At 60.4% G+C, this 24,056-nt stretch carries 20 protein-coding genes, 1 tRNA gene and 1 pseudogene; 13 read left to right on the forward strand and 9 right to left on the reverse strand.

What is annotated here, in order from left to right; all coding sequences use genetic code 11:
* On the forward strand, window positions 1-190 hold a 190-nt coding region (locus PRZ01_RS00005; protein WP_273594704.1), incomplete at its 5' end, for a hypothetical protein.
* A gap of 14 nt (window positions 191-204) precedes the next feature.
* Here PRZ01_RS00005 and PRZ01_RS19290 read toward each other — a convergent pair.
* Window positions 205-399 (reverse strand): helix-turn-helix transcriptional regulator, encoded by a 195-nt coding sequence (locus PRZ01_RS19290; protein ID WP_409993782.1) that lies wholly within the window; start codon window positions 397-399, stop codon window positions 205-207.
* Window positions 400-713: 314 nt separating this feature from the next.
* Entirely contained in the window at window positions 714-2,048 is a 1,335-nt protein-coding gene (locus PRZ01_RS00010; RefSeq protein WP_273594705.1) for a tyrosine-type recombinase/integrase, read from the reverse strand.
* Between the two features lie 394 nt (window positions 2,049-2,442).
* Between PRZ01_RS00010 and PRZ01_RS00015 the strand changes: the two genes are divergently transcribed.
* Together PRZ01_RS00015 and PRZ01_RS00020 are read left to right on the forward strand one after the other, a co-directional pair.
* The gene (locus PRZ01_RS00015) at window positions 2,443-3,738 is read left to right on the forward strand and encodes an acetyl-CoA hydrolase/transferase family protein (RefSeq protein WP_273594706.1); all 1,296 of its coding nucleotides are present in this window, start codon (window positions 2,443-2,445) and stop codon (window positions 3,736-3,738) included.
* A 221-nt stretch (window positions 3,739-3,959) separates the two neighbouring features.
* Window positions 3,960-4,583, forward strand: a complete 624-nt coding sequence (locus PRZ01_RS00020; protein WP_273594707.1) for an N-acyl amino acid synthase FeeM domain-containing protein — start codon at window positions 3,960-3,962, stop codon at window positions 4,581-4,583.
* A 15-nt stretch (window positions 4,584-4,598) separates the two neighbouring features.
* On the opposite strand, the gene PRZ01_RS00025 is transcribed toward PRZ01_RS00020, so the two are convergent.
* Entirely contained in the window at window positions 4,599-5,411 is an 813-nt protein-coding gene (locus PRZ01_RS00025; RefSeq protein ID WP_273594708.1) for an IclR family transcriptional regulator, read from the reverse strand.
* A gap of 137 nt (window positions 5,412-5,548) precedes the next feature.
* Between PRZ01_RS00025 and PRZ01_RS00030 the strand changes: the two genes are divergently transcribed.
* The 7 genes from PRZ01_RS00030 (at window position 5,549) to PRZ01_RS00060 (ending at window position 14,856) form a co-directional block, all read left to right on the forward strand.
* Window positions 5,549-6,523, forward strand: a complete 975-nt coding sequence (locus tag PRZ01_RS00030) for an MBL fold metallo-hydrolase (RefSeq protein WP_273594709.1) — start codon at window positions 5,549-5,551, stop codon at window positions 6,521-6,523.
* A 28-nt stretch (window positions 6,524-6,551) separates the two neighbouring features.
* Window positions 6,552-7,088 carry a VOC family protein gene (locus PRZ01_RS00035; protein ID WP_273594710.1) on the forward strand — a complete coding sequence of 179 codons (537 nt, stop codon included), beginning with the start codon at window positions 6,552-6,554 and terminating at the stop codon, window positions 7,086-7,088.
* 30 nt (window positions 7,089-7,118) lie between these two features.
* Complete coding sequence (locus PRZ01_RS00040) at window positions 7,119-8,861, forward strand: FAD-dependent oxidoreductase (protein WP_273594711.1); 1,743 nt, start codon at window positions 7,119-7,121, stop codon at window positions 8,859-8,861.
* Window positions 8,858-9,124 carry a DUF2783 domain-containing protein gene (locus tag PRZ01_RS00045; RefSeq protein WP_273594712.1) on the forward strand — a complete coding sequence of 89 codons (267 nt, stop codon included), beginning with the start codon at window positions 8,858-8,860 and terminating at the stop codon, window positions 9,122-9,124. The genes PRZ01_RS00040 and PRZ01_RS00045 overlap by 4 nt, the downstream gene beginning before the upstream one ends.
* A gap of 5 nt (window positions 9,125-9,129) precedes the next feature.
* Complete coding sequence (gene fahA, locus PRZ01_RS00050) at window positions 9,130-10,452, forward strand: fumarylacetoacetase (protein ID WP_273594713.1); 1,323 nt, start codon at window positions 9,130-9,132, stop codon at window positions 10,450-10,452.
* 297 nt (window positions 10,453-10,749) lie between these two features.
* A complete protein-coding gene (locus tag PRZ01_RS00055; RefSeq protein ID WP_273594714.1) occupies window positions 10,750-13,344 on the forward strand; it encodes a TonB-dependent receptor in 2,595 nt (864 codons plus the stop codon).
* A 150-nt stretch (window positions 13,345-13,494) separates the two neighbouring features.
* The gene (locus PRZ01_RS00060; protein ID WP_273594715.1) at window positions 13,495-14,856 is read left to right on the forward strand and encodes a sugar MFS transporter; all 1,362 of its coding nucleotides are present in this window, start codon (window positions 13,495-13,497) and stop codon (window positions 14,854-14,856) included.
* 54 nt (window positions 14,857-14,910) lie between these two features.
* Here PRZ01_RS00060 and PRZ01_RS00065 read toward each other — a convergent pair whose 3' ends face one another.
* Genes PRZ01_RS00065 through PRZ01_RS00080 form a run of 4 tightly spaced genes read right to left on the reverse strand, consistent with a single transcriptional unit; the run spans window position 14,911 to window position 20,132 of the window.
* On the reverse strand, window positions 14,911-16,443 hold the full coding sequence (locus PRZ01_RS00065) for a tryptophan halogenase family protein (RefSeq protein WP_273594716.1): 1,533 nt from the start codon (window positions 16,441-16,443) through the stop codon (window positions 14,911-14,913).
* A gap of 38 nt (window positions 16,444-16,481) precedes the next feature.
* Window positions 16,482-18,053 carry an ATP-binding protein gene (locus PRZ01_RS00070; RefSeq protein WP_273594717.1) on the reverse strand — a complete coding sequence of 524 codons (1,572 nt, stop codon included), beginning with the start codon at window positions 18,051-18,053 and terminating at the stop codon, window positions 16,482-16,484.
* Window positions 18,043-18,762, reverse strand: a complete 720-nt coding sequence (locus tag PRZ01_RS00075; RefSeq protein WP_273594718.1) for a response regulator — start codon at window positions 18,760-18,762, stop codon at window positions 18,043-18,045. The genes PRZ01_RS00070 and PRZ01_RS00075 overlap by 11 nt, the downstream gene beginning before the upstream one ends.
* A complete protein-coding gene (locus PRZ01_RS00080; protein ID WP_273594719.1) occupies window positions 18,759-20,132 on the reverse strand; it encodes an ABC transporter substrate-binding protein in 1,374 nt (457 codons plus the stop codon). The genes PRZ01_RS00075 and PRZ01_RS00080 overlap by 4 nt, the downstream gene beginning before the upstream one ends.
* Window positions 20,133-20,569: 437 nt before the next feature.
* On the opposite strand from PRZ01_RS00080, the gene PRZ01_RS00085 reads away from it, so the two are divergent.
* From PRZ01_RS00085 to PRZ01_RS00095, 3 genes and pseudogenes are all read left to right on the forward strand, one after another.
* On the forward strand, window positions 20,570-20,722 hold the full coding sequence (locus PRZ01_RS00085) for a hypothetical protein (RefSeq protein ID WP_273594720.1): 153 nt from the start codon (window positions 20,570-20,572) through the stop codon (window positions 20,720-20,722).
* 36 nt (window positions 20,723-20,758) lie between these two features.
* Window positions 20,759-21,367, forward strand: a complete 609-nt coding sequence (locus PRZ01_RS00090; protein ID WP_273594721.1) for a type II toxin-antitoxin system RelE/ParE family toxin — start codon at window positions 20,759-20,761, stop codon at window positions 21,365-21,367.
* A 139-nt stretch (window positions 21,368-21,506) separates the two neighbouring features.
* Window positions 21,507-21,928 (forward strand): annotated as a pseudogene (locus tag PRZ01_RS00095) (transposase); the annotation flags it as partial.
* 919 nt (window positions 21,929-22,847) lie between these two features.
* On the opposite strand, the gene PRZ01_RS00100 reads toward PRZ01_RS00095, so the two are convergent.
* Together PRZ01_RS00100 and PRZ01_RS00105 are read right to left on the reverse strand one after the other, a co-directional pair.
* Window positions 22,848-22,923, reverse strand: a tRNA-Thr gene (locus tag PRZ01_RS00100).
* 38 nt (window positions 22,924-22,961) lie between these two features.
* Window positions 22,962-23,984 (reverse strand): class 1 fructose-bisphosphatase, encoded by a 1,023-nt coding sequence (locus PRZ01_RS00105; RefSeq protein WP_273594722.1) that lies wholly within the window; start codon window positions 23,982-23,984, stop codon window positions 22,962-22,964.
* Window positions 23,985-24,056: the final 72 nt, after the last annotated feature.

The following is a 24,056-nucleotide window of genomic DNA, read 5'->3' on the forward strand; positions in this document are numbered from 1 at the left end:
CCCCTCCAGAACTCCCAGAAATCAATATCGATTGGATATCTTCCTGGGAGTTCCGACCATCGGCATTCACCCCAAATCACCAGTGTTCATGCGGGTTGGCGAGGTATTGCAGGTCAGACTGAATACTCACGTTTTGAGTGTCGATGAGTGCTGCGAGCAGTTCCCTGACGGTTCTAGGCTGTTGTGTTGACATTGCGGCTCCGGTCAAATTAGCTCAAATTTGCGCTCGCAATACCAAGTCGATAGATCATCCGCATCCCAGCCGACCGCGCTGAGGCCGATTTTGATGGGCTTGGGGAATAGACCTCTTTCTATCAAACGATAGATCGTGCTGCGCGAGAGCCCATAGACTGCGCAAACATCTTTGAGGCGGTAAATTTTTCGTGTAATTGGGTGCATATTTTCCTGTCCTGTGCGCCATAGGCGTTCGAAAAGGAACGGCCTATGACAATTGATAAACAATTGATAAGGCCGGTAGCAGTGTGCGTGCGCTGACACCCAGATTTTCAAGGACTGAGGCAGTAGTGGTTTGACTACCGCTGTCTTGATGGAACGCTGGCTCCAAGTTGCTCAGTTGGGTTTTCGAGGCCCTGCCCATTTGGCGTAACGAATTCTCCCGGCGAGAAAACGACGCCAAACATGCTGTGCATAAGCGTTGTCCTATGCTGCTCTATTAATTATAGCTAGGCACCAACTTATCTTGAGAGATAAATTTAGGCTGCCCGCATCGGCAGTACAGTGATATTGGCTTGTGGGCATGAAATCAGTGCCAGCCGGTCGCCTAGAAGGCTCCAGGCGGCCCGCATTTCCTCTTGGTAGGAGTGCCGCTGATATGTCCGCTTCATACGGTCTTGCTCGGTGTGATTGAGGCACCGCTCAATCACGTCTGGGCGTACGCCCAATTCCCCCATAAGGGTAGCGCCCGTTCGTCGAAGGTCATGCGCTGTCCACTTCCCCCCGGCTAGGACAAGTGCGTCCACCAAGGGAGAGCGCCCCTTCATGGGTTTTTGGCCAGGACGCTGCCTGTCACCGATCTGTTTGGATAGCGACTTCTCGCAGACGGGGAGGGGCTTCTTGTGCGGGTCTAACTTATTGCGGGCGGGCAGGAGCCATTCACTGCCGATTCGGTCTGCGCGGTCTTTGAGTGTTCTCATTACGCCAATCGAAAAGTCGGACAGTGCGACGATGTGCTCGCGTTTGTTCTTACTGTTTTCGGCAGGGATGCGCCAAGTGGCTTTGTCCAAATCCAAGTCCTTCAGATTGGCCTTTGACAACTCACCAACCCGACAGCAGGTCGAAAGCATCGCAAGTACAGCAAGCTGGGATGACTCGCAAAGGCCCGCATTTGGCAATCTTGCAATCAAGATGGCAAGTTCCTCGGCTGATAGCACTCGCTCGCGTTCTGTGGGCTTATGGATGCGGCTCTTGCAGATCGTCGCGGTCGGGTCGCCATCGATAACGTCGCGCTCCACTGCAAAGCGCAGCATTTGCCGCATACTGGACAACACAAGTGCAGCCATCCGGCCATTGCCGCCACGGGCTAGCACTTTGTCTACGACTGCCGCAATGTGGCCCTTGCGAACATCTTCGACGGCCATTTCACCTAAGTCCGGCAACACATCCTTTTCGAACATTCGGCGGGTTCCTGCACCTTGGTCTTTGCGCTTGGAGATTTCAAGTGCGATCCATCGCTCGTACAACTCTTGTACTTTCATCCGGGCATTGAATGCTGCCAGCTTTGCTTTGCTTTCTGCCTCGGCTGCGCGATTTGCGTCGGCTAGCCGCGCCCGCTCCTCTACCGGGTCGATTCCCTCTCTTCGCTTTACCTTCAATGACGTTGCGTCGGCTCTAGCTTCGGCCAGACTCTTTGAGGGGTAAGTGCCAAGGTCAAGCCACTTGGTCTGATTGGTGGCGTTCTTGAATCGGTACATCCAGACCTTGGTGCCAACAGGTGTGACGCGGAGATAGAGTCCGCCGCCATCTCCGAGGAATTGGTCTTTGCCTTCACCTTTGGCTGCCTTAATGAGTCTGTCTGAGAGCTTCGCCATGCTTTTGCCGCAATTCGTTTCTGTGACACTTATTGTGACACTTTTTGATGGGATTCACTGACGCTCATTGGTACTGGATGGTGTTTGGTGGTGCAAAAATGTATTTAAAAACAAACTGTTAGAGTGCAATGTGATGCTGTTTGGTGCTTGTCGGTATTCCGATATAACTGAATGGGGTGCAAGGGGTAGTGAGTTCGAATCCCACCGTTCCGACCAAAAATTAGAAGAAAAAATGGACTTGAAGGCACAGGCTTTCAGGTCCATTTTCATTTTGCGTTGCGCTTTCAGCAATTCAGGTCGCTGGCAAAGGTGAGTGCCCGGCTGCGATGTAAGGTTGGTCACAGGGTTGGGGAGGCACACTCGGGTGGATAGTCCTCCGGAGAGTTGTCCCATCATGTCCGTTCAAGACCTTTACAAGCAAAAGCTGCGCAGCGCAGTCGACGCGCTTGCGCTGTTGCGTCAAGGCGATTTCATTGTGGTGCCAACGGGTGTGGGTGAGCCACCAGCCTTGCTGACGGCTTTGTCCGAACAACGGCGCCAGTTTCGTGACATCAAGGTCGGGCAGATTTTGCCGGTGCGCAAGTTCGGCTATTTCGACGCGGAAACGACCGAGCATGTGCGGCACGTGTCGTATTTTTATGGCGCTGCGTCGCGACTTGGTGGCAAAGAGGGGTGGATTGATTTCATCCCCAGCTATTTTTCAGAAATGCCCTCGCTGATTGAGCGCGGCTTGATTCCGGCGGATGTGGTGTTCGCCATGGCATCGCCGATGGATGCGTACGGCTATTTCTCGCTCAGCCTGGGGGCCGACTACACGATGGCAGCGGTGGCCAAGGCCCGGGTGGTGGTGTTGGAGGTCAATCCCCATGTGCCGTTCGCTTACGGTAACTGCCATGTGCACATCTCGCAGATCAGTGCGTTGGTTGAAAGCAGTGATCCTTTGCAGGAGGTCGGTTTGCCCAAGATTGGGCCGGTGCAGCAAGCCATTGGCAAGTATGTGGCGGACATGATTGATGACGGCTCTACGCTGCAAATAGGCTACGGCGGCATTCCCGACGCCGTGGTGATGCAACTCACGGCCAAGCGTGATCTGGGTATTCACACTGAGATGATCGGCGACGGCATCTTGACGCTGATTGAAAGCGGCGCGGTCACCAACCGGCGCAAGAATTACCTGCCTGGCAAGATGGTGGCAACCTTCGCTTTGGGTTCGCAAAAGCTCTACCGCTTCATCGACCGCAATCCGGCGCTTGAAATGCATCCGGTCGACTTCACCAATGACCCCTATCTGGCCAGCCGCAATGACAATCTGGTGGCCATCAACGCGACGCTGCAGATCGATTTGCTCGGCCAGTGTGGCTCGGAGAGTCTGGGGCCCAGGCCGTATTCAGGCACCGGTGGGCAAAGCGACTTTGTGCGTGCGGCCAATCGCTCAAAGGGGGGCAAGGCCTTTATCGTTGTGCCTTCAACGGCCAAAGACGATGCCATCAGCCGCATCGTGCCCACTTTGACCCCCGGCACCCACATGAGCACCAGCAAGAACGACATCAGCTATGTGGTGAGCGAATTTGGCGTGGCTCAGCTGCGTGGAAAGTCCGCCAAACAGCGGGCGCAGGAGTTGATCGCCATCGCGCACCCCAAGTTCCGAGAGGAGCTCAGCGCAGAAGCCAAAAAATTAAACTTGCTGTGAGCGCGCATGCCCCACCCGTGCGGGCGCGAGGCGCTACAGCAAACTGTGATCCATCACCTCATCTGTTTGTTGTAACTTCTTGTTTTTCAGTAATTTTTTCACGAATTGCTCGCTAGACTTGCGTCCGGTTTCAAAGCTTCTTGAAATCGCTGACAGATACACGCGAGCCATTGATGACTGATTGCACCGAACTTGCCTCCCCACGGCGCCTGGCGAACGGATTGACTATTCAGACTGCGCAGCATGAGCACTGGGGTCAGGCCCGTGGTCTCGTGGCCCGTCGTTATGCGGATCGCGGGTATCTGTGCAACGACCTCAGTACCCAGCCGGATGGGGCAGAGATCATCTGCTCTGCTTTTGAAGGCGCGTGCACGGTGGGCACCATCGCTGTTCGTTTTGATGACGCACACGGTTTGCGCGCCGACGCTATTTTCGCGAACGAACTGCATGCTTTGCGAGCCGAAGGCTTGCGTTTGTGCGAGTTTGGACGCTTGGCGCTGGACCACGACATTGCGGAAAGCAAGGGGTTGCTGGGACATTTGTTCCATGTTGCCTATCTGCATGCCCACCGGCTTGCCTGCTGCAATCTGCTGGTGATCGAGGTGAACCCGCGGCATGTGGCGTTTTACCGCCGCATGCTGGGCTTCAAGGTCCACGCGGAGGCCCGGCTGAATCCGCGCGTCAACGCGCCTGCGGTGCTGATGACGCTGGACTTGATCTGGGCGCGTGAGCAAATCGGTCGTTTGGGTGGAAGCGCGGCTGGTGCGCAAGCAGCGCGCACCTTGTATTCCTATTTTTACGACGCGGCCGCCGAGGCCGCCTTATTGGCCAAGCTGCGTCAGTAAATCTGTGCTTGGTCTTTAGCGCACGGGATCTTGGCGCCAACCTAACTGGCGCGACAGATCCAGGCCGGCGGCGAGCAAGCGGCGGGCCGTGTCACCGTTCAAATCCACCTCGAAACTGCCGCTGGGGCCGATGGCGGTGAGGCTCAACACCATGCGGCCTTGATCGTCAAATACCGGCGCGGCCAGCGCGCTGACGCCTTGCACCACACCGTCTGACGATTGGGCCATGCCCGCAGCGCGCACCTGCGCCAATTGGGCGTTGAAGTGGGGGTCGATCGCGGTGGAGGGGTGACCGCCCTGGATCTCCCGTTCAGTGGCCAAGGCGTCTTGCACCATGGCTGCGGGCAGGTGGGCCGCAAACAGCCGGCCGGAGGCGGTTCCCGTCAAACTCATGACGGTGCCATGGCGCATGCTGATGTGCACGGGGCTAGGCGCTTCCGCCACCCGCACGATGGTGGGGCCGCGATTGCCCCACACCGCGATGGCTACGGTGTGCCCTAGCTGCTGCGCCAATTCTTCGATGCGCGGCGTGGCCAGCCGCACCGGCTCGTACTGCTGCAGGCTGATCAGGCCCAGCTGTAAGGCCAGCGGCCCCAGGCCGTAGCGCCCGCTGCTGGTTTCTTGTTCGACCAAACCCAATTTGATAAAGCTGACCAAGTAGGGGTGCGCCTTGGCGGGAGCCATGCCGCTTTCACGCGCCAAATCTTTCAAGGCCATGGGCCGGCCGTGATGGGCGAGGGCGATCAGCAACTGGCCGCCCACTTCAATGCTCTGGATACCGCGCGGACCTTGCTTGTCTTCGGGCGGGAGGGAGGAGGGCGAAATCATGGCTGCGATTAGAACCGAACTTGTTTTGGGATGAGGGTTAAAAATTAGCAATAGACAAATTAATTAAACTTTGATTAAATTCATCGCTTGAAACTTCGGGGTCGCCGAAGGTTCTGTGTGAACTCAGTGAAGCCGCCATGACATCAACACCCAAGAGCTTTGCCTCTCAAGCCGATCTGGAGATCAAGCGGGTCAGCTTTGACAAGCTGTCCGAGCACGCCTATGCGTATACGGCCGAAGGAGACCCGAACACTGGCATCGTCATCGGCGATAACGCGGTGATGGTGATCGACACCCAGGCCACGCCAGCCATGGCGCAAGACGTGATCCGCCGCATCCGCGAGGTCACCGACAAGCCCATCAAATATGTGTTGTTGAGCCACTATCACGCCGTGCGCGTGCTGGGTGCCTCGGCTTATCAGACAGAGGGCTGCGAGCAAATCATTGCCAGCCAAGACACCTTCGACCTGATCACGGAGCGAGGCGAGCAAGACAAGGCGAGCGAGATCGGCCGCTTCCCCCGGTTGTTTGCCAATGTTGAATCGGTGCCGGCGGGCCTGACGTGGCCGACGCTCACCTTCACCGGAAAAATGACTCTGTGGATGGGCAAGCTGGAGGTGCAAATTCTGCAGCTGGGCCGTGGCCACACCAAGGGCGATACGGTGGTGTGGTTGCCGCAAGATCGGGTGCTGTTCTCGGGCGACCTGGTGGAGTTTGATGCCACACCCTATGCCGGCGATGCCTATTTTCAGGACTGGCCACACACGCTGGACCAACTCGCCGCCTTGCAGCCCGCCAAGCTGGTGCCCGGGCGCGGCGCCGCGCTGCAAACGCCCGAGCAGGTGGCTGCCGGCTTGGCAGGCACGCGTGCTTTTGTGAGCGAGCTGTACGCCAGCGTGAAGGCCGGGGCGGCGGCTGGCGAAGACTTGAAGCGGGTGTACCAGCGCACTTTCGAGCGCATGGTCAAAGACTACGGGCACTGGGTGATCTTTGCACACTGCATGCCTTTCGACGTGACCCGCGCCTATGACGAAGCCAGCGGTCAAGTGGATCCGCGCATCTGGACTGCCGAGCGCGACGTGGCCATGTGGCAGGCGCTGGAAGGCGCCTGAACCTTTGCTCAAAGACGGAGACCTCACCATGAACATCGAACGCATCCATCACGTGGCATATCGCTGCAAAGACGCCAAGACCACGGTCGACTGGTATGAAAAGCATTTGGGCATGAACTTTGTGCTGGCCATCGCGGAGGACAAAGTGCCTTCGACCCAGGCGGCCGACCCGTACATGCACATCTTCATGGACGCCGGCGGCGGCAATGTGTTGGCCTTCTTCGAGCTGCCCAATTCACCTGCCATGGGGCGCGACACCAACACGCCGGAATGGGTGCAGCACATCGCCTTGAAGGTGGGCAGTGTGGCTGAGTTGGAGGCGGCCAAGACGCGTCTGCAGGCCGCGGGCATTGAGGTCATCGGCATCACCGACCACACCATTTTCAAGAGCATTTATTTCTTCGACCCGAACGGCCACCGCCTGGAGTTGGCCGCCGATGTTGGCACGCCCGAGATGTACGCCAAACTCGATGCCTGCAAGCGCGAGATGCTGGAGGAATGGACCCGTACCAAGCGCGCGCCCAAGCACGCGGCCTGGATGCACGACCACAGCCTGCACGCCTGAGCCGCAGCGCTGGCTCATCTGTCACTGTCAATGTCCATGAGCCAGGAGGTGGCCGTGCAAAAGACCTACAACTATTCAGAGTTCAGCTATGTGCAGAGCGAGGAGCAGGCGCGGGCGGAATTTCGCCAACACCCGCTGGTGATCATTGGCGCCGGGCCTGTGGGCTTGAGCATGGCGTTGGACTGCGCGGCACGCGGCATTGCCACCGTCGTGCTGGACGACAACAACAGCGTCAGCATCGGGTCGCGCGCCGTTTGCTATGCCCAGCGCACGCTGGAGGTGTGGGGCCGCCTGGGCGTGGCAGCACCGCTGCTGGCGCAAGGGGTGAGCTGGCGCGTGGGCAAAGTCTTTTTTGGTGAAGGCTTGAGCTACCAGTTCGATCTGCAGCCGCAGCCCGGGCATGAGATGCCCGCCATGATCAATCTCCAGCAGTACTACTTGGAAGAAAGTTTGGTGAGGGCCTGCGAGCAACACGCGCTGATCGACCTGCGCTGGAAGCACAAATTGCTGGCGCTGACACAAAACGCAAAGGGCGTGCAGGGCGCCCGGCTGCGCGTTGAAACCCCCGACGGTGAATTCGATATGGGCGCCGATTGGGTGGTCGCCTGCGACGGCGCGGGCAGCGACACCCGCCGCATGGTGGGGGCTGACTTCAGTGGACAAGCTTTTCAAGATCGATTCTTGATTGCCGACGTGGTGATCGACACCGACGCGCTGTTGCCCGCCGATGCCCGTGCGGGAGGCAGCCTGCGGCGATTGGGGGGGGAGCCTGAGCGTTGGTTCTGGTTCGATCCGCCGTTTCATCCGGGGCAGTCGGTGTTGCTGCACAAGCAAAGCCACGGCGTGTGGCGCATCGATTTTCAGCTGGGCTGGGAGGCTGATCCGGTTGAAGAGAAAAAGCCGGAGAACGTCATCCCCCGCATCCAGGCCATGCTCGGCCCCGATGTGGCCTTTGAGCTGGAGTGGGTTTCGGTCTACCAATTTGCCTGCCGTCGCATTGACCAATTTCGCCACGGGCGTGTGCTATTTGCGGGGGATGCCGCGCATCAGGTTTCGCCCTTCGGTGCGCGCGGCGCCAACTCCGGCGTGCAGGACGCCGACAACCTCGGTTGGAAGTTGCAAGCCGTGCTGGCGGGCGCCGCCCCGGAGGCGCTGCTGGACAGCTACCACCTGGAGCGCGCCTGGGCAGCGGACGACAACCTGCGTCAAAGCACCCGCTCCACCGACTTCATCACCCCCAAGAGCCGGGCCTCGCTGCGCCTGCGCAATGCCGTGCTGACGCTGGCGCGCACCGAGCCTTTCGCCCGCCCGTTCGTCAACAGTGGGCGCCTGTCGACACCGACCGTGTATGCGAACTCACCCCTCATCAGCGCTGATGTGGAAAGCCCGGGCGCCGCCGATGCATTTGCTGCCGAAGCGCCTCCCCCCGGCAGTGCCTGCCCTGATGCGCCCTTGCTGGTGGACGGGCAGGCCGATTGGCTGCTGCGTCAGTTGGCGCGCGCCGGGCAAGGCTTTGTCTTGTTGAGTTGGTGCGCGGTGGCACCCGTCTCAGTGGGCCGCATCAACGCCCAAGCCCTGGTGGTAGGGCGGGATGTGCATGACACTGATGGCGTGCTGACTCGACGTTATGACGCCCGGCCCGGTACCGTGTATTTGATCCGCCCCGATCAAATCGTGGCGGCGCGATGGCGCGCCCCGCAGCCGCATTTGATGCGGGTCGCGTTGCGCCGTAGTTTGGCGCTTGATGCGCAGGAGACTGAGGCTTTCGCATGAATTACCCAGACATCAAGCGTTTAATCCGTAGCCCCAATATGGCGGACCCCGATGCCTTCTACGAGGCTCTGATCCACACCCAGCGCGACCTCAATGACGAGCAGGCCGACGCTTTGTTGGCCCGGCTGGTGCTGGTGTTGGCCAACCATATCGGCGATGCCGCCGTGCTGGGTGAGGCGCTGGCCCTTGCGCGTGAGACCGCGTTCTTGCCAAGTGCTCGCGGCGCCGCTGCGCTGCCCGGTACAACCCCTTCCAACCTTTAAATGCCATGAGTTTGATCGACCACACCCACCAAGCCGATGCACAAAGCTGGGTGACCAGCGCCAACGCGCCGGACACAGACTTCCCCATTCAGAACCTGCCCTACGGCTTGTTCCGTCGCACGGGCTCCAACGAAGACGCGCGGGTGGGCATCGCCATTGGCGAGCAGATTCTCGACCTCCGCAAGGCTGCGTCGCTGGGCCGCTGGGCAACCGATGTTGAAGTGATGTTGCAAGCGCTTGCGCAAGGCGATCTCAATACCTTCATGGCGCAAGCTGCTGCGCGGCGCCGGCGCCTGCGTCATGCCTTGTTTGATGCCTTGTTGGCGGGCAGCCCGCAGGAGGCCGCCTTGCGTGCCGCCTTGCTGCCCCAGTCCGAGGCGCAGATGGCGGTGCCTTGCCGTATTGGCGACTACACCGACTTCTATACCGGCATTCATCATGCGACGACAGTGGGCAAGCTGTTCCGCCCAGACAACCCGTTATTGCCCAACTACAAATGGGTGCCTATCGGCTATCACGGACGCAGCTCTTCCATCGGGGTGAGTGGTGGAGCGGTGCGCCGGCCCCTGGGGCAGTTGAAAGCGCCGGACGCTGACGTGCCCGTGCTGGCGTCCTGCAAACGCCTGGACTACGAGTTGGAGCTGGGTGTCTTTGTGGCAGGCGGCAATGCTTTGGGTGAGCCCATCCCCATGGCGCAAGCGGACGAGCATTTGTTCGGGCTGACGCTGCTCAATGACTGGTCGGCGCGCGACGTGCAGGCCTGGGAGTACCAGCCGCTGGGGCCGTTTCTGGCGAAAAATTTCGGCACCACGATCTCACCGTGGATTGTCAGCATGGAAGCGCTGGAACCCTTCCGCATCGCCTTTGCGCACCCGGCCGACGACCCGCAGCCGCTGCCCTATCTGGACAGTGCAAAGAACCGCAGCGAAGGCGGCTACGACATCGAGCTTGAAGTCTTCCTGCAAACCGCAGCCATGCGGGTGGCGGGCTTGTCGGCGGTGCGACTGATGCGCTCCAACTTCAAGCACGCGTACTGGACCTTGGCGCAGATGCTGACCCACCACGCCAGCAACGGCTGCAATATGCAGCCCGGTGATTTGCTGGGCACCGGCACGCAATCGGGGCCAGAAGCTTGTGAAGGCGGCTCGCTGCTGGAGCTTTCTCTCGGCGGCAAGCAGGATGTCATTTTGCCTAACGGCGAAATTAGACGGTTTTTGCAAGATGGCGACACAGTGATCATTCGCGGCCACGCCACTCGACCGGGTGCTCGGCGTATCGGTTTTGGGGATTGCAGCGCGACGGTGATGCCCGCGCCAGAGCTGCCATGAGCTGAGCAAATTCACGGCGCGCACGCGTGGCGGCATGCGTGCATTGAACGCGCACAGGGTCGATGAATAAAGGGAAAACCCGAGTTTTCGCCCCCGCGAAGCTCGGGTTTTCCCTTTGAAATTCTTGCCCTGTCGACACGCTTTGTAACTTGGATGCAATGAAGTCCATCAAAGCGCAACGCGGTGGCGCAAGGGACTGTCCAGCCGCTAAATTAGCTTCACCAAACCGGACGTCCCAATTTCAAATTTCTAATAAGGAGTGATCTCGTGGCTGAACCTATTTTCAAGCAGAAACTTTTGCCCCAACTTTTGACCGCGATGCTGGGCGCCTTGGCCTTGCAAGCCGTTCAAGCTGCGGATCAGGCCGCTGCACCTGCTGTCGCTGCTTCAGCCGCCGAAGCTGAAAAGCTCGATCTGGTGGAGATCACCGGCGTGCGCGCCACCTTGAAAAAGAACCTGGCGGAAAAGCGTGAATCGCTGAACATCGTTGACTCGATCCGCGCTGAAGATCTGGGCAAGTTCCCCGACAAGAACGTGGCCGACTCGTTGCAACGCGTGCCTGGTATCTCGGTGGATCGCAGCTGGGGCGAGGGCAAGGCCATCTTCGTGCGCGGCACTGACAAGAACCTCAACATGACGCAGTTGAACGGGCAGGCCGTGTCCTCGTCGGAGTGGTGGTTGAACGAGCCGCAAACCCGCAGCTTCAACTACGACATGCTGCCGTCTGAAATCGTTGGTAGCTTGGATGTCTTCAAGAGCCCCTCGGCCGATCTGGACGAAGGCAGCGTGGGCGGTCTGGTGATCGTGCGTACCCGCAAGCCCATGGAGTTCAAAGACCAGCTGACGCTGCAAGGCTCGGTGGAGGCCATCTACAGCAAGCTGCCCGGCAAGACTGACCCGCAACTCTCCGGTCTGCTGAACTGGAAGAACGACGACAAGACTTTTGGCGTGATGGTGGCCGTCAACAAGCAAAAGCGCACCATGCGCCGCGACGGCTTGGAGATGTTCTCCGACGGCAAATACAACATCGTTGACCAGAACGGCGTGAACACACCAGCCTACGCGGCTTGGGGCGGTGGCTCGGCCATCTTCCGTCAGGACCGTGAGCGCACCACCGCCAATCTGGCTCTGCAATTCCGCCCGAATTCAGCCACCGACATCGTCCTGAATTACATGAATTCGGACATGAAGATGGACAACAACAACCAGAACTACCTGTGGCAGGCGGGGGGCTTGGCGGTGAACGGCAATATCGCCGTGACCGACCCCAAGTTCATTACCACCTCTGACGGCACCAAGGCCTTGGTGGGCGGCACGGTGGGCCCTAAGACAGGTGTGTCCTTCGAGCCCATCTACCGCAACTCCTACGTCAAGTCGGATGTGCTGGATCTTGACGGCACTTACCAGGGCTCAACCTGGAAAGCACACGGCCAAGTGGGCAGCACCTCCAGTGAAGGCGGCAGCAGCCACGACTACCACTTCTGGATGGAAGGCGACACCCGCACCCAGATCAATATGGGCCCCGACACCTATGGCGTGAAGTACCTGGACATCAACCCGCTGGACCCCAAGGCGCTGACGCTGAAGGGCGGCAACGACCGCATCCGCAAGATGACGGGCAAGGAGAACTATGCCCAGGGCGACGTGACCTTTGACGTGGACAACTCGGTCATCAACGCCGTCAAGGTGGGCGTCAAGTTCCGCGACAACACGCTGCAGAACACACGCATCCAGGGCACGGCGGGTCCGGGCTCTGCGGGCTGGCAGTCGTTCTCGCTGGCAGACCTCTCCAGTGGTGCGTCGCCGCAGCTGAGCCAAGCTGCCAATTCACCTGGGGCGCTGACGCAATACGCTTGGTTTGACGATGGCTTGGTGGCCAGCAAAGGCATCCCCATGTACCAAAAGTCCATGGTCTACGCCGATGTGCTGAGCGAGGACTACAAGATCCACGAAAAAATCTCGGCCGCCTACGCCAAGGCTGAATACGCCACCGGCAAGCTGCGCGGCGACTTTGGTGTGCGTTTGGTGCGTACCGAGCAAACCTCGGAAGGCTTTGCGCAACTTGCCAGCGGGTCGTTTGCACCCACCAGCCAGACCAACAGCTACACCGACGCGCTGCCCAACCTCAACGTGGTGTATGACCTGAGCAAGGAAGTGATTCTGCGCGGTGCCGTGTCACGCGCCATGGCACGCCAGTCCTTCGACCTGCTGAACCCCGGCATGGTGCGCGACGGCACGGTGCTGTCCAAGGCCACCGCTGGCAATCCAATGTTGAAGCCCGTGCACTCCAACCAAGCCGAGTTGGGTGCGGAGTGGTACTTTGCGGATGCGTCGATGGTGTCGGGTACGGCCTTCATCAAGAAGCTGGACTCCTTCATCTACAAGAACGCGCAGTCTGAAGTGGTGAACGGCGAAACATTGACGGTCACACGTCCCTACAACGCCGACAACGGCGCCGACATCAAGGGCTTTGAGTTGCAGTACCAGCAGGCCTTTGGCAACACGGGCTTCGGCACGGTGGTGAACTACACCTACACCGATGCCAAGGCGGGTGCTGTCGCGGGCCAGCCGCGTCTGCAAGTCTTGGGCAACTCGCGTGACCAGTTCAACTGGAGCGGTTACTACGAGAAGAACGGCCTCAGTCTGCGCTTGTCTTACAACTATCGCTCCAAGTCCTACGGCAATCTGGACATGGGCGGCCAAGACGTCAACAGCGCCTACGGCCAGTGGGATGCCACCGCCAACTACGACATCACGCCCAAGCTGAGCGTGTATGCCTCGGCCGTCAATCTGACGAACGAGTTGGTGCGCATCAACACCACCGACGGCTTGCCAATCGGCGTGTACGAGAACGGCGCACGCTACGGCCTGGGCCTGCGGATCAAGTACTGATCCCGGCTTCGGCACAGCTGACGAGGGTCTCCGGCTTCGGTCGGAGCCAGCTGCAAAGCCTCCCTCTTCGAGGGAGGCTTTTTTCAAGGCCGGGTTGGAGTTTCGTCCTCGAATCGCGTGAATTTCTCGAAAAAATATTTGGATTCCGTCATGAAAAAAACTGATCAACCGGCGGGATTGGCGCGCGGCGTGGTCCTGCCCATGCTGTTCATCGGCCTGATGTTTTTCATCCTGGGCTTTGTGACCTGGTTGAATGGATCGCTCATTCCATTCTTGAAGATTGTTTGCAACCTCAGCAACTTCCAGGCACTGTGGGTGACCTTCGCCTTCTACATTGCCTACACGGTGATGGCGCTACCTTCGGCGGCCATTTTGAGCCGCATCGGCTACAAGAACGGTATGACGTTGGGCTTGGGTGTTATGGCGTTGGGGGCCTTGTTGTTCATCCCTGCTGCACGGTCCAGCTATTACGGCATCTTTTTGCTGGCCTTGTTCACCTTGGCCACCGGCATGACCTTGATGCAGACGGCCATCAATCCCTACATCGTGTGTATCGGCTCGCGTGAAAGTGCAGCCATGCGCATCAGCATCATGGGCTTGTTCAACAAGGGTGCTGGCATCGTGGTGCCCTTGGTGTTTTCGGCCCTGATCCTGTCGGGCATCGACAAATACTCCGATGCGGCGCTGGCCTCGGTAGACGCTGCGGGCCGTGCGCTGATGCGGGCGGAGTTGTCGGAGCGGCTGGTGTTTCCGTATGCCGTCATGGCCGCGGGTTTGGTGCTGTTCATGGTGATCATCCGCTTCGCGCCGCTGCCTGAGTTGACGATGGAACAAGCTGACACACAGCAGCAGGATCAGACCCTGCGCCGCTTCGGGGTGTTCCAGTTCCCGCAGGTGGTGCTGGGGGCCTTGGCCTTGTTCAGCTACGTGGGTGTGGAAGTGATCGCGGGCGACACCATCGGCTTGTACGGGCGCAATCTCGGCGTGACGAATTTCGCCATCCTGACGTCCTACACCATGGGCTTCATGGTGCTGGGTTACTGCCTCGGCGTGGTGGCCATTCCGCGTTTCGTTGCGCAGAAAACGGCCCTGCTCATATCCGCCCTGTGCGGCATGGCGTTCACGCTAGGCGTGGTGCTGGGCTCGGGCACCGATACCTCTGTGAGCCAGGCCCTGCTGGGTTGGGCGGGCGTGCCCTTGGTGCCCAATTCGGTGATGTTCCTGGCCCTGCTTGGCTTGGCCAATGCGCTGGTGTGGCCTGCCATCTGGCCGCTGGCCCTGGAGGGTTTGGGCAAGTACACCGCCGCAGGTTCGGCCCTGTTGATCATGGGCATTGCCGGTGGCGCCTTGTTGCCGATGTTGTACGGGCGCTTGTCTGACGCCGCGAGCCCGCAGGCCGGCTACTGGGTGCTGCTGCCTTGCTACACCGCGATTTTGTTGTACGCCCTGGTGGGCCACAAGATCCGCAGTTGGCGGGCTGGCGGGGCTGACCTGAAGGTTCAGCAGGGCTGACCTGAAGGCTCAGTGGGGCTGAACCCGGAGTTGACCCGGGGGCCTTCAGCCGGGTCAGGCCAGGCTGAGCCCTTGCGCCAAACCGGCGCGATGATCCTGAAAACGGCCGGCGATCCCGGCCGTTTCTTTGCGCGCTTGCAGGGCGCTCAGCGGCACGTGCCCCAAGCGTGGCGGCTGCAACGTGGCCGGGAAGCGGCCCATGCCCGCCAGCAGGCAATACCAGGACGGGCGGAAGTACATCAAGGCATTGCCGTGCCGCGTCAACTCGGCCTCGAAATCGCCACCTCGGTCCCACACCTCCAGAATGCTGGCCAAACGATCCGAGATGCGGCCATGCGCCCGATTGGCCTGCCAATACGCGGTGTCTTGGCGGGTGTTCAAGTGGTAATGCGCCACTACATAGTCGCGCACGCCTTCAAACATTTGATTGATGCGGCGGTTGTAGGCCGCCTGGTTGCGGCGGCTGAATTCGGCTTGCTCCAGTGACTCAACAAAGCATTGCACCGAGAACTGGATCAGCATCAAGGCCGTGGCCTCCAGGGGTTCGATGAAGCCCTGCGACAAGCCGATCGCCAGGCAGTTGTTGCGCCAATGCTGTTCGACCCGGCCCACGCGCATTTTCAGGCGCCGTGCAGTTTGGCCGTCAGCGGCTGGGCCCAGGTGCTGGCGCAATTCGGCCTCGGCCTGATCGTCGCTGATGAATTGCGAGGCATAGACGTAGCCATTGCCAAAGCGCGAGCTCAAGGGAATCTTCCAGGCCCAGCCACATGTCAGCGCGGTGGACACGGTTTCAGAAGGCAAGGGCGCGGCGGGGTCCAAGGCGGTCGGGATGGCAATGGCCCGGTCGTTGAACAAATTGTCTTGGTAGGAGACGAAGGGCTCGCCCAGCGTCTCGTTGATCAACAGCCCTTTGAAGCCGCTGCAGTCCACAAAGAAGTCGCCGGCCAGCACCGTGCCGTCGTGCAGACGCAGCGCGGCGATGTCGCCGTTCTCGTGGCGGTTGACTTCGGCCACGGTGCCCACCTGATGGCGCACACCCAAGGATTCGGCATGTGCTTTTAAAAATTGGCCGAGCAGGCCCGCATCGAAATGGTAGGCGTAGTCGGTACCCGGGTTCGATGGCCCACCGTGCTGCGGCGCGTACAGCGGTGCCTTGCCCTGACGGGCCAGTTCAGCGGCAATGAAAAAATCTTGCGGATTGGCATCTGCGGCCGTACCACGCCGGCGCAGGCAGGCGTTGGTGAAAAACTGCGAGCCGATGGCCAGATCCTCTTGATTGAAGAAGGGGTGCACGTATGACGCGTAGCCCGGCACAGTCGACCAGTTCGGGAAGCGGATGCCGCATTTGAACGTGGCGTTGCAGGCGGGCATCCAATCTTGCTCGGAGATGCCCAAGTGGCGAAAGAAGTCGCGCAGAAAGGGCGTGGACCCTTCGCCTACGCCGATCGTGCCGATCTCGCTGGACTCGATCAAGGTGATGCGAACGCCGCGTTCGCGCCATTGGTGCATCAGCAGATTGGCCGTCATCCAGCCCGCGCTACCGCCGCCGACGATCACCACGTGTTGAGGAGGTCTTGAAGGACTCATGAAATCTTCGCCAAGCGTCAAACGAGCAAATGGCCAAATCAAGGATTGAGGAGTACACCCGGGCGGCTGGGCAGCGCCATGCGCACCTCGAAGCCCCCTTGCGGGTGGTTGCGAAAGCGCAGCGTGCCACCGTGGTCGGCCACGATGTCGCGCACGATGGACAAGCCCAGACCGAGGCCGTCATTGCGCACTTTGGCGCCGTGCGCCAGGCGTGTGTAGGGCTGGCCCAGCTTGGCCAGGGCGTTCTCGGGCACGCCCGGCCCGTGGTCGCGCACCGTGAGCAAGACATGACCCTCATCGGGGCTGCCTGCCGCACCTTCATGCATGGTCAGCTCGGCCTGGGTTTTTTCGGCATCGCCGCCGTAGAACATGGCGTTGTCAATCAGGTTGCCCAAGGCGCGCTTCAAGGCCAGGGGTTTGCCGAAGACGGTCAGGGGCTGGTCCATCAACTCGATGTGCTGGCCGGCCATGCGGGCGTCGCGCACCATTTTCTGCAGCACGAGGTCGATGCGCACGGGCACGCGGTTCTCGTGAATGTCGGTGTCCTTGACGATTTGCAGAGCCGTTTTCACCATCATGTCCAACTCGTCGAGATCTTCGTGGAACTCGTCTTGCACGGCTGGGTCATCCAGCAATTCGCTGCGCAGGCGCAGGCGCGTGATGGGCGTGCGCAGATCGTGCGAGATGGAGGCAAACAGGCGCTCCCGGTCGCTCAGGTAGCGGCGGATGCGCTCTTGCATCTCGTTGAAGGCCTGGATCGCCCGCCGCACTTCCGACGTACCGCTCACCTTCAGCGGCTTGGGTGTGGCCTTGTGACCCATGCGGGCTGCTGCGCGACTTAAGCCCAACAAAGGCCGGGTGAGCGCGCGGGCGGCGAACAGCGTCATCAGCAAGGCCAGGCCGAGGGTTATCAATTGCGGCGCCATGCGCTGCCACGTGAAGAACTGCAGCTGTTCAAGAAAATAGGGGTCGGGCAGGGCGCTGCTGAGGTACAGCCATTGCCCGGGCTCGGTCTCTGCCTGGATCACCAAAAATGGTGCGGGCCGGTCGGCGGCCAGCAAAGAGGGGTCCACCCAGCTCTCCGGCAGCTCAGAGAGCAGGGCGCCGCTGGGCGCGACCTGCAGGCCCACGGGCGATGCCAGCGTGACGCGCAGGGCTGTGGCTTGGCCCAGTTGCGCCCTCAATTCTTGGAGGACATCGGCTTCCAGCAAACGCGCCAGCGATTGCTCGGGCAAGGGGCGCACGGGCACTTCAGCGCTGTTGAAGAACACCAAAAAGCGCGTGCCACCCATGGTGCGCAATTGCTCGATCAGCAGTGGGCGATAGGCGCTGGGCAGCTCGCGCAAGGCCCTTACCGCGCCCAAGGCGCCGCTCGCCACGAAGTGCGCCGCCAGCTCGGTTTGATGCTTGGTGCGCTGCTGAATTTGGTGGTACCAAAGCAGGTTGATCAACAACTGCACCAAGGCCAGGCCGCCCAGCATCGCCAACACAAAGCGGCCCTGTAAGCTGTCGAACAAAAAAGCGCCGAAGCGGTAGCGCCAGTTGCTGCCCCTCAGCGAGCCCGAATGCCCGGACTCCGACAACACCTCACGCCGAATGTCAGAGCGCATGGCCCGTGCTGACCGTCGTTGAGAACACATAACCCGATCCCCGCACGGTCTTGATCAAAGCCGGCTGCTTGCCATCATCTTGCAAGCGCTGGCGCAGGCGGCTGACCTGCACGTCCAGCGAGCGGTCCAGCGGCCCGAGGTCGCGGCCGCGTGTCACCTCCGCCAGGCGGCTGCGGTCAAGCACTTCGCCGGGGTGCTCTACCAGCAGCTTGAGCAGTTGAAAGTCCATGCCAGAGAGTGCTGAGCTCACCCCATCCGGATCAATCAGGCTGCGCTCCAGGATGTCCAGTACAAAGCCGTTGAAGCGGAAGTAGCGCGGTGTTTGCCCTCGTTCATGGCCGGCCCGGCGGTGGATGGCCTTGATGCGGGCCAGCAGCTCTCGGGGGTTGAAGGGCTTGCCGATGTAGTCGTCCGCACCCAGCTCCAGGCCGACGATGCGGTCGGTTTCTTCGGCGCTGGCTGTCAGCATGATGACGGGCACATCGGAGCGGCGGCGCACTGATTGGCACAAGGCAAAGCCCTCAGTGTCGGGCAACATGACGTCGAGAATGCACAGGCTGATGCTGTCGCGGTTGCGCTCGAACTCCGCCAAAAAACTCGCGCCATCGTGGGCCAGCAAGACTTCGTATTGGTTCTTTTCGAGATAGGTTTTCAGCAGGGTGCGGATTTTCTGATCGTCGTCCACGATCAGGATCGTGCGGTTGCTCATGAGGCAGCTTTCAAAGACTTGGGGCCCAGCGCCCGCAACAGGCCTTGCAGCTTGCGCTGTGCGGCGGCGGGGGTCTGGTTGGGGTCCAGCGCAAAGCGGTGGACGGTTTCAATGATGGCGTTCTTGCCCACCTCGCCAAAAGCCATGCGGTGAACCAAGCTGGGCACACGCGGTGTGTTTGGGTTGGCAAAAAGGCGAAAAGATTGCTGTGCGCAGGGGTCCAGCTCATCCACCGGCACGTCGCGCCGAACCGGCACCGACCCCTTGATGCGGTTGTAGCCGAGTTGCAGCGCGGCGCTGCCCAGCAGCTCGGCCATTTTTTCTTGTTCAGCCTGCGCGCTATTGTTACCGGCGAGCATGGCCAGGGTGTCGATGCTGAAGAGGTGCGCCTGCGCCGTGCCGGGCACCGCCTTGCATTCAAAGTCCCGTCCACCCTCCAGACCCAGGGTGCCCAGCTCGCCCCGCGCCCAGTCGCCCATGATCAACATGGCGGAGCGGCCCGCCGCAAAGTCGGCCACCAGCTCGGTCCAGGGACGCTCACCTGGCGTTGTGGACTGCGCCGTGGCGCTGGCCGCACCGGCGCCGAGTGGCAACGGGGCCGTGCCCGCAGCCACCGGCAAGGACAGATTGCGCCACATGCGCAGCCGTTTGAAGGCACGCTCCAGGGCCGGGTCGGCAAAGGCCTGCGGGTCACGCTGGACCAGCATGCGGCGGTACAGCGCCGGCCCGGCTTCACCCAGCAACAAGGCCTCGAACACGGTGGCCACTTGCCAGGGCTCGTCGCTGAATGCCACCGGGGTGAAGCCTGCAGCACGCAGCGCCACGGCGGCACGTTCAAGCCCCTCCCAGTCGGTGGGGGGCTCGATCTTCAACTGCCTAAAAACAGCTTTGTTGAGATACAGGTTGTTGATACGGTGAATGCCCAAGGGCGCCGCCACCACGTGCTCATGCACCGTCAGTTGCGCCATGACTTGCGGGAACATCGTGCGCGACCAGTTGCGCTTCTGGGCCACGCTGTCGAGCTCCAGCAGCAATCCCATGTCGGCCCATTCCGTCATCGATTGCCCATTGAGCTGAGCCACCTTGGGCGCCATGCGGCGCAGGATGCGCTCATTCAGCACCTTGATGGCCGCGCTGCCACCGCCGCCCGCCACCGCGCCGTCCACCCAATGCAGCCCCACCTCGGCCATGCGCGCTGCGACGTGGTTGGCTGCGGCCCGCTCGCTGGCGGAGGTCCACCAGTGCAGCACATTGAGATCGCCCGCGCCGTCTGCCGCCACCGGCGTGGGTGCGGCCATTGCAATACCCGGCGTAACACCTGCCAGCAAGCCAACCGACGGCAGGGTGGTGACAAGAAATCGAGCAAGCATGCGAATCATCTTGCCCCGGGGCCCGTGCGCACTGGCTGAGTAAATGTTGGACTTTGGTGATGTTGTGTAAGACACGGGTTTGGGCGGCTACGGCGGTTGTGACGATTTTCGACCGACACAGGCGGCATTGGCGATTGGGACTTTCGCTGCACAAGCCCGCCGAGTTGGCCGTTCTCCCATGAACAGCGTGTTTGCTGCTTTGGTTAAATAAGGTAACACGACGCCTGCGCACCACACGTTGTTGCATTTCTAGGGGGCTCGGCACGCCGGTTGATCTCGGGTACGCTGACGCGATAGACACGTTTGAACGTGCCTCGGCACAGGCCCGGATGCGGCAAAGTGAGGCCGCATTGAGCCTGCGCTCGACAAAGTGCTCCTCGATGTTGACGAGCCGCCTCACCACCAATGCGAGGCGGCTCGTTTTTTTGGGGAACACGATGGCGGGCGCGGGCTGCTGGCAATACCGGCCCCGCTCGATTGACGCCCTGCGCCCCTATCTTGCCCAGATTGAGGCCTTCATTCTGGAGAAGGCCGGGATTGCATTTGAGCCTGTCGCTGCTGGCGCTGGTGGCTTGAAGCTGGTGGCTTAAAGATAGCAAAAAGGCTATACTTTGAATAATTGGACAGTGACCTTACACCCGCTGGCAGAGCCCGAGCTGCAAGCACTCCCCGCCGATATGCGCGCCCGCTTTGTGCATATCGCAGAGCTGCTTGAAGGCTTTGGCTCGCAGCATGTCGGCCTGCCGCATATCCGCCCGCTGGAAGGCAAGCTTTGGGAGATGCGAATGCAAGGCCGCGACGGCATTGCCCGCGCTTTATATGCCGCTGTTCAAGGCCGCCGCCTGTTGGTGTTGCATGTGTTTGTCAAAAAGACTCAGGCCCCGCCCCGCCCCGCCCCGCAGTGCATTGGAAATCGCCCGCAAAAGACTGGACGCGAGAACATCATGAAAACGCTCAAGGAACTTAAGCGCGACCTGCTGGCCGACCCCGCCACCCGCAGCGAGTACGAGGCACAGGCCGACGAGTTCGACATGGCCCGCGAACTGATTGCCGCCCGTGCCCGCGCTGGCTTGACTCAAAGCGATGTGGCCGAGTTGATGGGAACCACGCAGAGCGTGATTGCCCGCCTGGAGGGTGGCAAGCGGGTGCCGTCTCTGCGTACCGTGCAACGCTACGCACAAGCCCTTGGGGCGCGTGTTGTGGTGCGGATTGAGCCGGTGCCGGTGGCTTTATGAGCGCTTGAATTGTTTTGCCCTGGCCTATCTTTAGCGGGCGACAAGTCGGAGTCCTTCACCGACTGGCCGGGGTGTCATGGTCCAATTAAATCGGACAGCTCGATGAGGGCCTGTACCCCCCCCCGAGACCGAGACGAGCATGACAGACAAGACACCCCGCCGAGAACGCTGCACGATCGAGCCCGCGTTCAAGCTTCAAGTAGTGAAGATGATCCGCGAACAAGGCCTGAGCGTTTCGCAGGTCTGCAAGGATCTGGATTTGACCGACAGCGCCGTACGCAAGTGGCTCAAGCAGGTCAGCGAAGAGGCTGCCGGTCGCCCAGGAGTGGGCAAGCCGCTGACGCCGGAGCAGCAGCGTATTCGCCAATTGGAAGCCGAGAACCAGCAGCTCAAATCGGACAACGCATTACTAAAAAAAGCCTCTGCCTTCTTCGCCCGGGAGATGAAGTGATTCATCATTTGACTGAGACCTCAGTCGATGCGAAGAAGGCCTCTGTGAGCCAATGGTGCCGGGTGCTGGGTGTGAGCCGTTCGGGCTTCTACGCGGCCCGCCAGCGTCTGCGTGAATCCGCCACTAGCGCCGGCACCCAAAACAACGTCAAGCAGCTTGAGCAACCCGAGCGCGAGCTAGTTGTGCAGATCAGTCCCGACTGTTTCGGCATGTCCGCGTACCAAGGTTCACGCGCCCAGCTCGAGGCCGAGGGAGTAATCCCGCCCGGGACCAAATGGCCGGAAGGTAAGACAGCCGTTGCATGGACGGCAGGCAAGTTAGGGTTCCGCTTGCGCCGCGCCCGACCGGATGGCATGAAAGGCCCAATGAGGGATTGGCTAAAGGGGGACTGGTGGGACTTGAGTTGGAACCGGACGGACTTGCCTGACCATATGGCTCGACCCATCTTGAAGAAGCAAGCCGAACTGGCCGCAGCGTTGCGCAGCCAATCCCCCGCAGCAATGCGCGAGCGGGGGGCGCTTTGGCTGCGCTATGGGAAGTCTTGCGAAGATGAGGCGTTCCAGGCGTTCAAAGCTTTGGTTCCTGGCCTGATTCCGCCGAGGCGCGGCAGGAAGGCAGCGCCAGCAGGCTAAAGCCAAGCGAGAGAACACCCGGGCCCGCCACTGCGCGGGCTTTGTTGCTTGTGGCAGGCAACCTAAGTTTGCAAAGTACGCAAGTGCGCGAAGGCTGGCGCTACTTCCAAGCTCACCACTGCAACAGCGGTGCAACAAGCAGCAACAGCGGCGCAACAAGCAATGGGACTTGCCGTGAAGGAAATCTAGACCCTTCCGCCTGAATACTCCGTGCGTTGCTGGTCACTTGGGAATTCCCAAGTGAGAGTGATTCGGTCACATCAAAACCTAAAGCCGCTGGGGCCAGAAGCCAAGTTCTGCTGGCTGGATTTAGAAAATGCTCTTACATCCGCCGTTACATCGTGCCCAGAAACAACAAAGCCCAGCCGGGGAGGCTGGGCTAAGTGCTTGTTTTTATTGGTGCCGGAGAGATGAATCGAACACCCGACCTTCTCATTACGAATGAGCTGCTCTACCGACTGAGCTACACCGGCATCAAGCCTATGATTATAGCAAGGATTTTTGACGCAATTCAAGCGCCTTGTTGTTCTGCCTCGAGGTGATAGCGGGTGATTTGTGCCACTTCGTTTTTCGAGCCCAACACGACGGCCACGCGTTGGTGGAGTTGGGTGGGTTGCAGGTCCATGATGCGCTGGCGTGCGTTGGTGGCTGCGCCACCGGCTTGCTCGACCAGGAAGGCCATGGGGTTGGCTTCATACATCAGGCGCAATTTGCCGGCCTTGTTGGGCTCGCGCTTGTCCCAGGGGTACATGAAGACACCGCCGCGGGTCAGGATGCGGTGCACGTCGGCCACCATGGAGGCAATCCAGCGCATATTGAAGTCTTTGCCGCGCACGCCGGTGCTGCCTTCCAGGCATTCGTCGACGTAGCGCTTCATGGGGGTGTCCCAGTGCCGCATGTTCGACATATTGATGGCGAACTCTTTGGTGTCTTCGGGGATTTGAACCTGGTCTTCGGTCAGCACGAAGGAGCCTTGTTCGCGGTCAAGCGTGAACATCACCACGCCATCGCCCACGGTGAGCACCAGGGTAGTTTGCGGGCCGTACACGCAGTAGCCTGCGGCAGCTTGGCTGGAGCCGGGTTGCAGAAAATCGCTTTCGCTGACGCCGGCGGAGCCTTCGGGCTTTTTGAGCACCGAGAAAATGGTGCCGATGCTGACGTTCACGTCGATGTTGGATGAGCCGTCCAACGGGTCGAACATCAGCAGGTATTCACCCTGAGGATAACGGTTAGGCACAACGTAGATGCCCTCCATTTCTTCAGAGGCCATGGCGGCAAGATGGCCGCCCCATTCGTTGGCTTCGATCAGCACCTCGTTGGCGATGATGTCCAACTTCTTTTGAACCTCGCCTTGGACGTTTTCGCTGCCCGCGCTGCCCAGGATTTCACCCAGGGCGCCCTTGTTGACGCTGATGGCGATGCGCTTGCAGGCACGCGCCACCACTTCGATCAACAGGCGGAGTTCCTGAGGAATGTGGCCATGTTCGCGTTGCTGTTCGATCAGATACTGGGTCAGGCTGATGCGTCGGGTCATGATGCTGCTTGCTTGGTTTTGAAGAGGGTGGAGCCGGCGGCGCCCCTCGGCCAGACTGCTGTGGCGATCGGT

Origin of the sequence: Roseateles koreensis (assembly GCF_028595305.1) — a bacterium.
GTDB lineage: Bacteria > Pseudomonadota > Gammaproteobacteria > Burkholderiales > Burkholderiaceae_C > Paucibacter_A > Paucibacter_A koreensis.